This window comes from Microbacterium oryzae (genome assembly GCF_030406385.1).
GTDB lineage: Bacteria > Actinomycetota > Actinomycetes > Actinomycetales > Microbacteriaceae > Microbacterium > Microbacterium oryzae_A.
Window position 1 is genome coordinate 1 of sequence record NZ_JAUEPM010000008.1, and the last position, 13,802, is coordinate 13,802.

12 protein-coding genes are annotated in these 13,802 nt (G+C 70.4%); 9 read left to right on the forward strand and 3 right to left on the reverse strand.

Going from position 1 to position 13,802, the window contains the following annotated elements; genetic code table 11:
• Positions 1-318: 318 nt before the first annotated feature.
• A complete protein-coding gene (locus QWJ90_RS11960; protein ID WP_290108077.1) occupies positions 319-522 on the forward strand; it encodes a hypothetical protein in 204 nt (67 codons plus the stop codon).
• 67 nt (positions 523-589) lie between these two features.
• Positions 590-1,207, forward strand: coding sequence for an ANTAR domain-containing response regulator (locus tag QWJ90_RS11965; protein ID WP_156241296.1), 618 nt, complete (start codon positions 590-592; stop codon positions 1,205-1,207).
• 101 nt (positions 1,208-1,308) lie between these two features.
• On the opposite strand, the gene QWJ90_RS11970 is transcribed toward QWJ90_RS11965, so the two are convergent.
• Positions 1,309-1,734, reverse strand: coding sequence for a hotdog fold thioesterase (locus QWJ90_RS11970; RefSeq protein WP_290108078.1), 426 nt, complete (start codon positions 1,732-1,734; stop codon positions 1,309-1,311).
• A gap of 47 nt (positions 1,735-1,781) precedes the next feature.
• Between QWJ90_RS11970 and polA the strand changes: the two genes are divergently transcribed.
• The 3 genes from polA to QWJ90_RS11985 all read left to right on the forward strand — a co-directional run bounded on the left by polA (position 1,782) and on the right by QWJ90_RS11985 (position 6,551).
• Positions 1,782-4,415, forward strand: a complete 2,634-nt coding sequence (gene polA, locus QWJ90_RS11975; protein ID WP_290108080.1) for a DNA polymerase I — start codon at positions 1,782-1,784, stop codon at positions 4,413-4,415.
• Positions 4,416-4,429: 14 nt separating this feature from the next.
• Positions 4,430-6,094: a DUF885 domain-containing protein gene (locus QWJ90_RS11980; protein WP_436836704.1), complete on the forward strand. Its 1,665-nt coding sequence runs from the start codon at positions 4,430-4,432 to the stop codon at positions 6,092-6,094.
• A gap of 241 nt (positions 6,095-6,335) precedes the next feature.
• Positions 6,336-6,551 (forward strand): hypothetical protein, encoded by a 216-nt coding sequence (locus QWJ90_RS11985; RefSeq protein ID WP_290108082.1) that lies wholly within the window; start codon positions 6,336-6,338, stop codon positions 6,549-6,551.
• Positions 6,552-6,582: 31 nt separating this feature from the next.
• Here the strand turns inward: QWJ90_RS11985 and QWJ90_RS11990 are convergent, their stop codons facing one another.
• Positions 6,583-7,341 (reverse strand): IclR family transcriptional regulator, encoded by a 759-nt coding sequence (locus tag QWJ90_RS11990; RefSeq protein ID WP_290108083.1) that lies wholly within the window; start codon positions 7,339-7,341, stop codon positions 6,583-6,585.
• Positions 7,342-7,431: 90 nt separating this feature from the next.
• Between QWJ90_RS11990 and QWJ90_RS11995 the strand changes: the two genes are divergently transcribed.
• From QWJ90_RS11995 to QWJ90_RS12005, 3 genes are read left to right on the forward strand one after another with little or no spacing between them, the layout of a single operon-like run.
• A complete protein-coding gene (locus QWJ90_RS11995; RefSeq protein WP_290108084.1) occupies positions 7,432-8,886 on the forward strand; it encodes a GntP family permease in 1,455 nt (484 codons plus the stop codon).
• Positions 8,883-10,109, forward strand: a complete 1,227-nt coding sequence (locus QWJ90_RS12000; RefSeq protein ID WP_290108085.1) for a CaiB/BaiF CoA transferase family protein — start codon at positions 8,883-8,885, stop codon at positions 10,107-10,109. The genes QWJ90_RS11995 and QWJ90_RS12000 overlap by 4 nt, the downstream gene beginning before the upstream one ends.
• Positions 10,106-11,020, forward strand: a complete 915-nt coding sequence (locus tag QWJ90_RS12005) for a hydroxymethylglutaryl-CoA lyase (protein WP_290108086.1) — start codon at positions 10,106-10,108, stop codon at positions 11,018-11,020. Before QWJ90_RS12000 ends, QWJ90_RS12005 begins: the two co-directional genes overlap by 4 nt.
• Here the strand turns inward: QWJ90_RS12005 and QWJ90_RS12010 are convergent.
• Positions 11,017-12,297, reverse strand: coding sequence for an MFS transporter (locus QWJ90_RS12010; RefSeq protein WP_290108218.1), 1,281 nt, complete (start codon positions 12,295-12,297; stop codon positions 11,017-11,019). The two genes, QWJ90_RS12005 and QWJ90_RS12010, sit on opposite strands and share 4 nt — an antisense overlap.
• Before the next feature lie 125 nt (positions 12,298-12,422).
• Here QWJ90_RS12010 and QWJ90_RS12015 point away from each other — a divergent pair, with 125 nt between their 5' ends.
• Entirely contained in the window at positions 12,423-13,793 is a 1,371-nt protein-coding gene (locus QWJ90_RS12015) for an MFS transporter (RefSeq protein WP_290108087.1), read from the forward strand.
• Positions 13,794-13,802 lie beyond the last annotated feature (9 nt).

The window sequence follows — 13,802 nt, forward strand, 5'->3', positions numbered from 1 at the left end:
CGAGGCCGTGACGCTGCTGGCGGCACGGCCCGAGATCGAGCAGGTCGTCACCCACGTCGTGCCGCTCCACGACGTCGCCGACGCCTTCGCCCTCGCCCGCGACTCGCAGACATCGAGCAAGGTCGTCGTGGCGGTGAGCGGCCAGCCCGAGTGACAGCGTGGCGCCTCAGCCGACGTGGGCCGGCACCGGCTTCGCCCTCGCCCATCGCCCCTCGCGTGGCACCCGAGGGGCGTTGGGCAGTCGGCGGCGTGTACCGCACGCCGAGCACCGTTGACAAGCCCCCTGCCAGGCGGAACCCGTCGGCAGAGTCTGGCTGCATGAGCGATTCAGACGACATCAAGCGCCCCCTCGACCACCTGCCGCCGGCGGAGGAGCGCGGGCCTGACGACGAGGTCGAGCAGCCGCAGTACCCCGACACCGGGCAGCCCGACGGGGGATCCCCGGTCTCACCGGACACCGCGGCCGATCCTCGGATCGGCGACGCGGATCGCCACGACTTCGACACGCGGCCGCCGAGCTGACCTCGCGCCACGCGCGGATCGGCGCGGATGAGGCTTCGCCCAGCGACTTGACCTCTAGGATGGAACGGTGACCGAAGAGCAGACCGAGAAGAGCACCGCGACGGCGCCCCGTCGTGTGGTGGTCGCCGAAGACGAGTCCCTGATCCGCCTCGACATCGTGGAGATCCTCCGCGACAACGGGTACGACGTCGTGGGCGAGGCCGGCGACGGCGAGACTGCAGTGCAGCTGGCTACGGAACTGCGCCCCGACCTCGTCATCATGGACGTGAAGATGCCGCAGCTCGATGGCATCAGCGCCGCCGAGAAGCTCAGCAAGAACCACATCGCGCCCGTCGTGCTGCTGACCGCGTTCAGCCAGAAGGAGCTCGTCGAGCGCGCGAGCGAGGCCGGCGCCCTGGCGTACGTGGTGAAGCCGTTCACGCCGAACGACCTGCTCCCCGCGATCGAGATCGCGCTCGCGCGTCACGACCAGATCATCACGCTCGAGGCCGAGGTCGGCGACATGGTCGAGCGCTTCGAGACGCGCAAGCTCGTCGACCGCGCGAAGGGCCTCCTCAACGAGAAGATGGGCCTTTCCGAGCCCGAGGCGTTCCGCTGGATCCAGAAGGCGTCCATGGACCGCCGCCTGACCATGCAGGATGTCGCGAAGGCGATCATCGAGCAGCTCGCCCCCAAGAAGGGCTGAGCACTTCCCGCTCGTTGAGCGAGCGGAGCGAGTCGAAACGTCGCGAGCCGATCCCGAGATCGGCTCGCGGCGTTTCGTCTCCCTCGCCGGCGCTCGGTCGCTCAACGTCCGGTGGGGTAGGCGTCCTTGATCATGTTCGTGATCCGGATGGTCGAGCAGCGCCGACCATCCTCATTCGTCACCACGATCTCGTGAACCGTCAGCGACCGACCCAGATGGATCGGGGTGCAGACGCCGGTGACGCGGCCACGCACTGCCGACGACGTGTGCGTCGCGTTGATGTCGATGCCGACCGCGAGGCGGTCCGGCCCCGCGAAGAGATTCGCCGACATGGAGCCGAGCGACTCGCCGAGCACGACGTACGCGCCGCCGTGCAGCAGGCCGACCGGCTGCGTGTTGCCCTCGACGGGCATGGTCGCGACCGACCGTTCGACGGAGAACTCCGTGAGCTCGATGCCCATCCGCTCCGCGAGGGCTCCGAGGCCCCGCTCGCGCGCCCAGGCGAGTCCGTCGGTCCGGTCCGTCATCGTGCTCCCGTCGCTCGGATGTCCGCACCGCTCGTTACGCTGGACAGGTGACGGACTCCACGAAGCCTACTCTGCTCGTCGTCGACGGCCATTCCCTCGCCTTCCGGGCGTTCTTCGCCCTCCCGGTCGAGAACTTCTCCACCTCGGACGGCCAGCACACCAACGCGGTGCACGGCTTCCTGTCGATGTTCATCAACCTCCTGCGCGACGAGAAGCCCTCGCACGTCGCGGTGGCCTTCGACGTGTCGCGCGAGTCGTTCCGCACGCGTGAGTACGCCGAGTACAAGGGCACGCGGTCGGAGACTCCGAAGGAGTTCTCGGGCCAGATCCCGCTCCTGCAGGAGTGCCTGCGGGCGATGAACGTCACCGTGCTGGAGAAGCCCGACTTCGAAGCGGACGACATCCTCGCCACCCTCGCGGCGCGCGGTGCGCAGGCCGGCTGGAACGTCCTCGTCTGCTCGGGCGACCGCGACACCCTGCAGCTCGTGAACGAGGACGTGACCGTGCTGTACCCCTCGGTGCAGGGGGTGTCGAAGCTCAAGCGCTACGACCCGCCGGCGGTCGTCGAGAAGTACGGCCTGCCCCCCGAGATGTACCCGGACATCGCCGCGCTCGTGGGCGAGACGAGCGACAACCTCCCCGGCATCCCCAAAGTGGGGGAGAAGACCGCGGTCAAGTGGCTCACGCAGTTCGGCTCGCTCGACGCGCTGCTCGACGGCGCCGACACCATCAAGGGCGTCGTCGGCAACAACCTGCGCGAGCACATCGAGGACGTGCGCCGCAACCGCCGGCTGAACCGGCTCCTGCGCGACGTCGAGCTCCCCGTGGAGCTCGACGAGCTGAAGCGCGAGGGCATCGACGCGCAGGCGCTCCGAGACGTCTTCGCACGCCTGGAGTTCCGCGCGCTTCTCAGCCGCGTGCTGCAGGTGACCGAGACGACGGACGACGAAGGCGCTGCGGAGGTGGAGCCGGCCGCCGAGGCGCCCGCGCCGACCGAACTGAGCGCGGTCGACCTCGCCGCGTGGACAGCGGCCGCCGAGGGGGAGATCGGCCTCACGGTCGTCATCGACGGCGGGCTCCCCACGCGGATCGGCCTCGCCAGCGGCCAGGCGGTCGTGGAGGCCGACTGGAGCGACGAGGTGCGCGGCGCACTGAGCGGATGGCTCTCGTCGGACGCTCCGAAGGTGCTCGCCGACGCGAAGCCGCAGGTGAAGGCGCTGCGGCGCGCGGGGGCGGATGTCGCGGGCCTCGCCTTCGACGTCATCCTCGGCGGATGGCTGCTGCGGCCGAGCTTCCCCGACAAGACGCTCGCGAAACTCGTCGACACGTACCTGCAGGAGAAGCTGCCGGAGGCCGACCCCTCGCAGCTGGTTCCTGAGAACGAGGGCGCCACGCCGGGCCAGCGCGCCTGGTTCACCGTGCGGGTTGCGGCTGCCCTCCGGGAGGCCATGCCCGAGCCCGTGCAGTCGGTGCTCGTCGACATCGAGCTGCCGACGCTCCTCGCTCTGGCGGAGATGGAGCTCTCCGGCGTCGCCGTCTCGCACGACAAGCTCTCGAGCTTCTCGGCCGAGCTCGGCACTCGCGCGCAGCAGCTCGCACTCGACGCGTACGCCACCATCGGCCACGAGGTGAACCTCGGCTCGCCGAAGCAGCTGCAGGAGGTGCTCTTCGTCGAGCTGGATCTGCCGAAGACGCGCAAGACGAAGACCGGGTACACGACCGACGCCGGCGCCCTCGCCGAGCTGCAGGAGAAGGCCGATCATCCGTTCCTCGGTCTGCTCCTCGCGCACCGCGAGGCGACGAAGCTCAAGCAGATCATCGACGGGCTCGACCTCGCGATCGCCGCCGACGGACGCGTGCGCACGACGTACGTGCAGACGGGATCGCAGACCGGGCGGCTGTCGAGCACCGACCCGAACCTGCAGAACATCCCCGTCCGCACGGAGGAGTCGCGCCGCATCCGGTCGGCGTTCGAGGTCGGCGAGGGGTACCAGACGCTGCTCACGGCGGACTACTCGCAGATCGAGATGCGCATCATGGCGCACCTGTCGGGCGACCCCGGGCTCATCGAGGCGTTCAACGCCGGGGAGGACCTGCACCGCTTCGTCGGCGCGCGCGTCTTCGGCGTCACGCCCGAGGAGGTGTCGAGCGAGATGCGCAGCAAGGTGAAGGCCATGTCGTACGGCCTCGTCTACGGCCTGTCGGCGTTCGGCCTCTCCAAGCAGCTGCGCATCGAGCAGTCGGAGGCGAAGACGCTCATGCTCGAGTACTTCGCCCGCTTCGGCGCCGTGCGCGACTACCTGCGGGCGTCGGTCGAGAAGGCGCGGGTCGACGGCTACACCGAGACGATCTTCGGCCGCCGCCGCCCGTTCCCCGACCTGACGAGCCCGAACCGCGTGCTGCGGGAGAACGCCGAGCGCGCCGCGCTCAACGCGCCCATCCAGGGGTCGGCGGCGGACATCATGAAGATCGCCCTGTTCGGCGTGCACCAGGATCTCCTCGGCATGCGCTCGCGCCTGCTGCTGCAGATCCACGATGAGATCGTCGTCGAGGTCGCTCCGGGAGAGGCGGACGACGTCGAGCGCATCGTCCGCGATCGGATGGCCGGGGCCGCGCAGCTCACCGTGCCGCTCGACGTGCAGATCGGCCACGGCGCCGACTGGACTGAGGCGGCGCACTGATGTCGGACGAGAGGATGGCCGCGATGCGACCGCAGACGGAGGTCGACCGCATCGCCGAGGGGTGGGTCGACACGCTCGTCGAGCTCTCGCCCATCCTCGCCACCTACATCGGCCGCGCCGAGGTCGCCGACCGGTACGACGACTTCAGCCCGGAGGGCGCGGAGCGGCACGCCGAGGCCGCTCGAGGCGCACTCGCCGCGCTGGAGGCCGCCCGTCCCGTCGACGCGGTGGACGAGGTGACGCAGACCGACCTCGCCGCCGAGCTCCGCCTGGGGCTCGAGCTGCACGACGCGCAGTGGCACCTGCGGGACCTCAACGTCATCGCCAGCGCACCCCAGGACATCCGCCAGGTCTACGACCTCATGCCGACCGGTTCGGCGGACGACTGGTCCACGATCGCCCGCCGCCTCTCGGCGGTGCCGGAGGCGATCGACGGGTACGTGGCGACGCTGCGGGAGGGGATGACGCGGGGCGTCATGCCCGCGGTGCGCCAGGTGCACGAGGTGGCCGCGCAGATCCCGCGGTATACGGCGGACGACGGCTTCTTCGCGAGCCTCGCCGCCGGCGCTCGACCCGAGGACGGCACGCGCGCGCTGGCGAAGGACCTCGGTCGGGGCGCCGGGGCCGCGCGCGAGGCGTACGACCGGCTCGCGGCGTTCCTCAGCGACGAGCTCGCTCCCGCCGCTCCCGCGGAGGACGCCGTAGGGCGCGAGCTCTACGCCCTCAATTCGCGCCGGTTCCTCGGCGCCGTCATCGACCTCGACGAGACGTACGAGTGGGGGATCGAGGAGCTTGGGCGCATGGTCTCCGAGCAGGAGGCGATCGCGCAGCAGATCCTGCCCGGTGCGAGCGTCGAGGCGGCCGTCGCGTTCCTCGAGGCGGACCCCGCGCGCAAGCTCGTCGGCACCGACGCCCTGCAGGCGTGGATGCAGGAGACGAGCGACCGGGCGGTCGCCGAGCTCGGGCGCACGCACTTCGACATCCCGGAGCCGGTGCGGCGCCTGGAATGCATGATCGCGCCCACTCAGGAGGGCGGGATCTACTACACCGGTCCCACCGACGACTTCTCCCGACCCGGCCGCATGTGGTGGTCGGTGCCGGAGGGTGTGACCGAGTTCGACACGTGGCGCGAGCTCACGACGGTCTACCACGAGGGAGTCCCCGGCCATCACCTGCAGATCGGGCAGGCCGTGCACAACCGCGCGGAGCTCAACAGCTGGCGTCGGCTTCTCGCCGGAACGTCGGGTCACGCCGAGGGCTGGGCGCTGTACGCCGAACGGCTCATGGAGCAGCTCGGGTACCTCGACGATCCCGCCGACCGTCTGGGCATGCTGGACGGCCAGCGCATGCGCGCCGCCCGCGTCGTGCTCGACATCGGCGTGCACCTGGGAAAGCCCCGACTCGACGGCGCCGGCACGTGGGATGCCGACTACGCGCTCGAGTTCATGCGCGCGAACGTCAACATGTCCGACGAGTTCGTGCGCTTCGAGGTGAACCGCTACCTCGGATGGCCGGGACAGGCTCCGTCGTACAAGGTCGGCCAGCGCATCTGGGAGCAGGTCCGCGACGGCTACGCCGCCGCGCGCGGAACGGAGTTCTCGATGAAGGAGTTCCATCGACGCGCGCTCGACATGGGCGGCGTCGGCCTCGACACGCTCCGGACAGCCCTCCTCGCATAGAGCCGCCATCCGATCAACTCGGCCGGATCGGCGGGCAGGCCGAATCGCCCGAAGGGGGCGCGGCGAGGTGTTCAGCACGACCCCGAGCTCGAGCAGCGCGTGCGGCGCGAGGCGGGCGCGGATGGCCTCGTGCGGCATCCGGCCACCGCGGGCGGTCAGCGGCGTGGCGGCGACTCTGGTGCTCGCCTCGCTCGACGCCCTAGTGTGTGGCGAGACGGTGAGAGGGCCAAGGGAGCGCGCGATGACATGGATGGACTGGCTGCTGCTGGCGGTTCTCGGCGGTGCCGCGCTCGGGCTGCTGCTCTGGGGGATCCTGCGCGACCGGCGCGCCGAGCAGCAGCCCGGGGATGAGCTCCCGCCTCATGAGAATCAGCGCGCGCAGTACGACGCGGACATCGCCCGCATGCGCGCCGCGCATCGGTACACCGACGGGGGCGGCGCCGGGGGCGCCATCTGACGCGCGGGCGTCACCTCCGCGCACTCCGGGCTCACGCCGGCTTTCGGCCGCCCAGCGCCGCCGTCAGGCTCTCGGCGGCCAGGACCACGAGGTCGACCATCTGCTCGCACGTGTCGTAGGGCATGCGCAGGGTCGGTCCCATCACGGTGAGAGCGCCGACGAGGGCGCCGTGCGGGTCGAACACCGGCGCCGCAAGACCGGAGGCGGCTTCGAGGCGCTCTCCGACCGTGATCGCGAACCCCTGCGTCCGGGTCTCTCGGACGGCGTCGCGCAGCACGTCCGGATCGGTGATGGTGGCCCCGGTGAGCGCGGGCAGGGGCCGGGAGAGGACGTGCCCGAGGAGGTCGTCACGCCAGGCGAGGATGACGCGGCCGGAGCTGCCCACATGAAGCGGCTGGATGCGCCCCACGTACATCTCCTGCTTCAGACCGTGGCGCGTCTCTGCGACCCCGATGCAGACGCGGCTTCCCTGCTCTGCACGGAAGAAGCATGCCGTCTCCCCGGTGGCGTCACGGAGCGCGTCGAGCTGCGGCAGGAGAAGCTCGGTGAAGTCCCTGCTGCGGGCGGCGGGACCGGCCCAGTAGGCCATGCGGGCGCCGATCCGATACACGTCCCCGGATCGATCGAGAAAGCCGTGGTCCACGAGATTCGCCACGAGCCGGTGCGTTGTGGACGTCGGAAGGCCCGTGATGTCGCGGATCTCGGCGACTGTCCGCGCGGGTGCCGCGAATGTGAAGGCGTCGAGGATCGACGCGATCTTGCCGAGTACGAGGAGGGGCTGCTCCGCCATCTCTTGAGCATACGACCGGACGGCCGTGGTTCCTGAAATATGGGATCTGTCTTACGATATGGGAAACACCCTCGATGAGGAGGCTCTCTCTTGCCGGACTGGTACACACTGGGCGTCGTCGCGCTCGTCATCGTCGCGGTCGTGGTGGCGATCGTCCGATTCCGCATCAACCCCGTGATCGCCCTCGGACTCGGTGCCGCGTCCATCGGACTCCTCACCGGTCTCGGTCCGCAGGAGACCGTGGCCACGATGACGACGGGGTTCGGCGAGGTCATGGCCGATGCCGGCCTGCTCATCGCGTGGGGCGTCCTGATCGGTGCGATGCTGAACGAGATGGGCGCCATCACCCGTCTCGTCGAATCGCTCATGCGGGCCTTCGGCAGACGCGGCGTCGCCTACGCACTCGGCCTGTCGCTCGGCACCTACCTGCAGACCATCTTCGTCGACGTGATGATCGTCATCGCAGCGCCCCTCGCGCGACGCATCGCCCCGCGACTGGGCAAGACCGGCGCCGGCGTCATGGGCACCACCTTCGCCGTGGCGCTCGAGGTCGGCATCGTCATGGTCGTCCCCGGCTTTGCCGCGGTGGCCCTGGCCGGCCTCCTCGACGTGCCGCTGGGATTCATGCTGCTCGGCGGCCTGGCCGTCGCGGTCCCCACCATCGCGCTCACGATCTTCCTCATGTCACTCGCCTTCCGCGGTGGGTTCTGGGACCCGGCGCGCGACGAGGAGGAGACGGTGCACGACGATCCCGTCGGCGACCTCGAGCAGCCTCCTGCGCTCAAGGGTGCGGAGGAGGGCGGCTACTCCCTGGACGCGACGCGCACGGGGACCGTGCGCACCGCTATCGGGGGAGTGCCGCGCGGCGGCGGCCTGGCACTCGCGACGGAGCCGCAGGAACGCCCGCTGCTGCTGCTCTTCGGCCCCATGCTCAGCGCGCTCGCCCTCATCGCGGCCCAGGCCGTGCTCGTCGTCCTCGGCGTCGAGGTCCCGGCCATGCACTTCCTCGGCGACCCGGTGATCGCCCTGCTGCTCGCGGTGGTCCTCACCGGCCTCATCGGGCGCTCGGCGGTCGGCACCAAGCGCATCGAGAAGTCGCTGGTTAAGGGGTTCCAGGATGGCGGCCAGATCTTCGTGCTCACCGGAATCGGGGGGTCGCTCGCTGCCGTCATCGCCCAAGGCGACCTCGGCGACATCCTGCAGGGGTACTTCGCCGCGACCACCTGGGCGCCGATCCTCATCGTGTGGGTGATGGCCGCCGTCCTCCACGTGGCGGTGGGATCGGTGACGCTCTCGGCGATCACGGCCGCGGGCATCATCGCGCCGGTCGCCGCCAGCCTCGGGCTGAATCCGCTGATCATCGCCCTCGCCGCCGGCGCCGGCGCGCTGTTCTGCGTCCACGTCACCTCGAACACCTTCTGGCTGCTGAAGACGTTCCTCGGGCAGTCCGTCCGCGGCGCGCTCAAGACGGTCACTCTCAGTGTCTCTCTCGCGTCGGTCATCGCCCTGGGGATGACCCTGATCCTGGCGGTGCTCGTCCGATGACCCGCTCACCCCTCGACGGCGTCCGCGTGCTCGAACTCGGCAACTACATCGCCGCTCCCACGGCGGGTCGGCTTCTGGCCGACTTCGGCGCGGACGTGATCAAGATCGAGCGACCGCGCACGGGCGACGAGCTGCGCCGATGGCGCCTGTACGCCGGCGACACCTCGATGCTCTACCGCACGATCAATCGCGGGAAGCGGTCGGTCGTCGTGGACCTCCGCGACGCGGAGGGACGGCAGATCGTGCTCGATCTCATTCGGACTGCCGATGTGCTGCTCGAGAACTTCCGCCCTGGCACCCTCGACAGATGGGGCCTCGACGAGGAGACACTGCAGCAGGCGAACCCCCGCCTCATCGTCGCGCGCATCTCCGCGTTCGGGCAGACCGGCCCGCTGTCGCATCGGCCCGGCTTCGCCGCCGTCGCCGAGGCATACGGCGGCTTCCGGGAGCTGGTGGGGGAGCCGGGCCGACCGCCCAGTCGAACCGGCGTGTCCATCGGCGACACCATCGCGGGGATCTACGCGGCGTTCGGTGTGACCATGGCGCTGTTCGAGCGCGAGCGGGCGAGCGGAGGCGACCGGCAGATGACTCCGCTGGATCAGCGCACCATCGACGTGGCGCTCAACGAGGCGATGCTCTCCGTGACCGAGTCGCTCGTGCCCGATTGGGAGGCGTACGGAGTGCGGCGGGAGCGCACCGGCGGGCGCATGCAGGGGATCGCGCCTTCCAACGCGTACCTCTGCGCGGACGGCAAGAGCATCGTCGTCGCAGGGAATGGCGATGCGATCTATCAGCGCTACATGACGCTCATCGGCCGCCCCGATCTCGCGACGGATCCCGCGCTCCAGTCGAATGAAGGGCGCTGGGAGGCACGCGACATCCTCGACGACGCGATCGGCGCGTGGGCGTCGACCCGGTCGAGCGCGGACGCACTCGCCGAACTGGATCGCGCCGGGGTGCCTTCCGGGCCGATCTACACCGCCGAGGACGTCGCCGCGGACGAGCAGTTCGCCGCACGTGACATGATCCAACGTTTCGACGTGCACGACGGCGAGGAGCTGCGCAAGGATGTCGGGTTCCCCGGCATCGTGCCCGTCCTCGGCGGCAGGTCCCGCCCGATCACCGCGCTCGGGCCGGATCTCGGCGAGCACACCCGTGACATCCTCGCCGAGCTGGGATGGGATGCCGCACGCATCGATCAGTACGAGGAGACGATGAGATGACGGTGCAGTTCCGCGACGTGACTCTCCGCGACGGGCTGCAGCTCGCCGGGAAGAACCTCTCGACCGAGCGCAAGGTGCAGCTCGTGCGGGAGATCTTCGCGCTCGGCGTCGAGCACGTCGAGGTCGGGTCGATGGCGAGGCCGGATCTCGTGCCGACCATGGCCGACACGCTGGATGTCGTCGCCGCGCTGACGCCGGAGGAGCGCGATCGCGTGTGGGTGTGGGTGGCGACACCGCGGCACGTCGAGCGCGCCGCGGCGGCGGGCGCGCGCCGGTTCCAGTACTGCCTCTCCGCGTCCGACAGCCACAACAAGGCGAACATCGGACGGGACACGGAAGCCTCCCTCGCGGCCATGCCCGACGCGATCGCGGTGGCTGCGGCGGTGGGCGGGTCGGTGCAGCTCTGCATCGCGACGACGTTCACCTGCCCTTTCGAGGGCGTCGTGCCGGTCGAGCGGATCGCATCGATCCTCGAGGACCCCCGCACGGTCGGCGCCGTGGACGCCGTCATCTGCGACACGCTCGGCCAGGCGCATCCGGCTGAGGTGGCCCGGCGGGTGGAGCTGGCCGTCGAGCGTCGCCCGGAGCTCGGTGTCGTCTATCACGGCCACGACACGTGGGGTCTCGGCGTCGCGAACGCGCTGGCGGCGGCGGAAGCGGGTGCAGACGTCATCGACGGTGCGCTCGGAGGACTGGGCGGCTGCCCGTTCGCCCCGGGAGCGTCCGGAAACACCGCTACCGAGGACCTGGCGTTCGCGGTGCGCCCGGACTGGCTCACGCCAGAGACCTTCGCGACGATGGTGCACCTGGGCGAGGAGATCACGGGTCTCGTGGACGAGCCGAACCGGTCACGCGCGCGAGACGGAGCCCGCAGCAACGCGCGGGCTTTCCCCTGGGTGCTGCCGAGCTAGGCTCCGCGCGGCCGATCCAGGCCCATCCGGATGCGCGTGCGCTTGCGCTCGCGGATGATGAAGGCCGCCCCGACGAGCCAGATCGGGATCTGCGTGAGGAAGGCGATGCGGAACGCCCCGAGTGAGTAGTCCGACGGGTCGCTCGCACCCTGCACATCGAGCGCGACGCCGATGAAGAGGATGGCCAGGAGGCCCGCGAGGAAGCCGCCGACGTTGGTGATGCCGGTCGCGGTGCTGAGCTGGTGCGACGGGTTGTGCGTGCGGGCGTGGTCGAACGCGATCATCGACGCCGGGCCGCCGAGCCCGAGCGCGACGGCGAGCGCGAGCAGCATCGCGAACGGCGCCCGACCCGGCCATGCCAGCACGGCGATCCAGGCGAGGAGCTGGATGGCCACGATCGGCAGCACGAGCATGTGCGAACGGCGCAGGGGGTTGCGTGACGACAGGATGCCGATGACCGGGCCGAACACGATGCCCATGAGCACGAAGGTGCTCTGCACGAGCGAGGCCTGCCCGGATGAGAGGCCCTCGCCCGAGGTGAGGAACGGGAACCCCCAGAGCATCACGAAGGCGGTGCCGGCGAACGGCGTCGTGAAGTGCGACCAGAACGCGAGGCGCGTGCCGGGGTTCGCCCACGCGCCGCGGATCCCGCCCCGCGTGTCGATCGCGCTCGTCACGACGCGGATGGCCCCGGTCTCGGTGTTCACGGAGACGTCGCCTTCGCGCTCCGGCGGGTGGTTCCGCACGAGTGCGAGGACGAGGATGGTGAAGAGCAGCGCGACGCCGGCGAGGCTGCCGAAGGCGATGGACCACGACGTGGCGTGCAGGAGGGTCGCGAGCGGCAGGATCGCGACGAGCTGACCCATCTGCCCGATGATGCCGGTCAACTGCACCATGACCGGGTTCCGCTGCGTGGGGAACCACGTCGCGACGAGACGGAGCGCGCTCGGGAAGATCGCCGCATCGCCGGCGCCGAGCAGCATGCGCGCGAAGATCGCGACGCCGACGTTGGGGGAGAGTGCCATGATGAGCTGGCCAGCCGCCATCACGACCATCCCGATCGCCATGATCGGGCGTGCGCCGAAGCGGTCGAGCCACAGTCCGATGGGCAGCTGCATGAGCCCGTACACGCCGAGCTGAAGCACGGCGAACATCGACAGCGTCGAGGCGTCGGCCCCGAAGTGATGAGCGGCGTCCACCCCGACCGCCGAGAGCGACGTCCGGTTCGTGACCGAGAGCACGTAGGCGAGCACTGCGACGACCCAGATCGTCCACATCCACGCGGCGGAGGGGTGGGCGATGCGGGCTCTCACGGGACCTCCGGGGGTCGTCTCGATGTCGTCATACCAGGCTACTCCGCCCGATTCGCACTTACGGTCCGAGTGACACTAACCTGTTGCGCATGGCGAATCCCTCGGCGCGACTCGACGCGCTCCCTTTCAACAGACAGCACACCCGGCTTCTCACCGGATCGGGCATCGGGTGGGCCCTCGACGCGATGGACGTCGGCCTCATCTCGTTCATCATCGCCGCGCTCACCGTGCAGTGGGGGATCACCGGAGCCGAAGCCGGCCTCATCACCTCCGTCGGCTTCGTCGGGATGGCGGTCGGCGCGAGCCTCGGCGGGCTGCTCGCCGACAAGCTCGGGCGTCGGCAGGTGTTCGCGCTCACACTGCTCGTCTACGGCATCGCCACGGGCGCGAGCGCGCTCGTGGGCGGCGTCGGGGCGCTCCTCGTGCTGCGGTTCTTCGTCGGCCTCGGCCTCGGCTCGGAGCTGCCGGTGGCGTCGACGTACGTGAGCGAGTTCGCGCCCAGCCGCATCCGCGGCCGCCTCGTGGTGGTGCTCGAGGCGTTCTGGGCGGTCGGCTGGACGCTGGCCGCCCTCATCGGCACCTTCGTGGTCGGCGCTTCGGACGACGGATGGCGGTGGGCCTTCCTACTCGGGGCGGTGCCGGCAGTCTACGCGCTCATCGTGCGCTGGGGGCTGCCGGAGTCGCCGCGGTGGCTCGAGTCGAAGGGGCGATTCGCGGAGGCGGATGCGATCGTGCGCCGCTTCGAGGAGGCGTCGGCCGGGACCGCCGGCGCCACGCGTGCGCAGCAGTCCGCGGCAGACCCGGCGCCTGCGCGCATCGAGAGCGCCGCACCCGCGGGACCCTCCGGCGTCACCGCGCTCTGGTCTCCTGCCCTCCGCACGCGCACCGCCGCCATCTGGCTCGTGTGGTTCTGCGTGAACTTCGCGTACTACGGCGCGTTCATCTGGATCCCGTCGATTCTCGTCGCGCAGGGCTACGACCTCGTCCGCTCGTTCGGCTTCACGCTGCTGATCACGCTCGCGCAGCTGCCTGGGTACGCCGTCGCCGCATGGCTCATCGAGGTGTGGGGTCGGCGCGTCACCCTCGCGACGTTCCTCGTCGGCTCGGCCGTGTCGGCCATCCTGTTCGGAACCGCGGGGGAGCTGTGGCAGGTGCTGCTGTTCGGCTCGCTGCTGTCGTTCTTCAACCTCGGCGCGTGGGGCGCCCTCTACGCCGTCACGCCCGAGCTCTACCCGACGAGTGTGCGCGGGACCGGAGCCGGCTGGGCGGCCGGTGCCGGACGCATCGCCTCGATCATCGCGCCGCTGTTCACCCCGTGGGCGCTCGGCATCGGCGGGGCCGGGCTCGTGTTCACCGTGTTCTCGGTGTTCTTCGCGGTCGCCGCAGTCGGCACCATCCCGCTCGTTGACAAGCGAGGCGAGGTGCTGGAGGAGACGCTCGTCGACGCGATGGCTCGCTAGCCTGGAGGG